Genomic DNA, 933 nt, shown 5'->3' with positions numbered 1-933 from the left:
GTGAAACTCAGTGAAGAGGCCGCGAACGTGGCGCGCGCGTACTCGCCGCCGCCCCCGCCACCGGAGCAGGCGGACTGGGCGCTGCCCGTGGACGCGGACCCGCCGGCGCCCCCACCGCCGCCCATCAGCTCCACAACCACCCAGATCGCCCCGGCCGGTTTCGACCAGGTGCCGTCCGCCGTGAACGTCTGCACATCCACCGAGCCGGGGATGACGCTGTCGGCGTTCTCGGCGAGAGTCTGCAGCCACTCCCAGAGGCGAGTGTGGTCGGTGGACTCGGGATAGGTGATCCCTTTGCCAGTCTGCTGCGACATGCTGTGCGCCTCCTGCGGGCATAACGAACGCCCCGCAGAGGCGGGGCCGGTGAACGGTGTCGGTCAGCCGGTGCGGGTCCAGTAGAGGGTCAGCGTCCAAGCGGCCGACCAGGAGGAGCGCCCGGCGAGCCGGATATAGGGGGAGTCGCTGCTGATGACGATGCCGATGCCGCCGCGGGTGCCGTCGACGAGGGCCTGCCCCCACGACGTGGGCATGCTCCACGTCGCCTCGCCGGGGCTGACCTTGCCGTATACGCCGAGGGCCGGGCCGGTCGTCGACTCGTGCAGCGTCGGATACGACGACGGCCGCGTCGACTCGCCCACCAGACGCATCGTCGGCGAGCGGGCCGCGTAGTCGCCCGAGGTAAGCCGCCGGAGCTTGAGCGTCGCCTTCGTGACGGTCGCCCCGGACAGCGTGCCCGGTTTGCTCCCGTAGAACGCGAACCCGCTGTTGCGGCCGTAGGAGCTGCCCGAGTAACGGCCCTGGAACGTATCGGCCGACGTCGAGGAGCCGATGTCGGTCCGCCAGTGTCCGTCCCGCCAGGTGCTGGTGGCGACCGGCGTGCACACCAGACTGCCCGTCGTCGTGGTCGGCTTCGGGGCCGGTGCGGTGTCTCCC

Annotated in this window: 1 protein-coding gene and 1 pseudogene; both read right to left on the bottom strand. The window is 71.1% G+C overall.

Annotation, left to right across the window (positions count from 1 at the left end; all coding sequences use genetic code 11):
• Positions 1 to 314, bottom strand: a pseudogene (locus ACL02U_RS32885) (hypothetical protein); the annotation flags it as partial.
• Positions 315 to 377: 63 nt separating this feature from the next.
• On the bottom strand, positions 378 to 933 hold a 556-nt coding region (locus tag ACL02U_RS32880; protein ID WP_412794674.1), incomplete at its 5' end, for a hypothetical protein.

Origin of the sequence: Streptomyces sp. MS06 (assembly GCF_047200655.1) — a bacterium.
Lineage (GTDB): Bacteria > Actinomycetota > Actinomycetes > Streptomycetales > Streptomycetaceae > Streptomyces.
The sequence above is the reverse complement of the archived record's forward strand: the minus strand, read 5'-3'. Positions and strand labels throughout refer to the sequence as shown.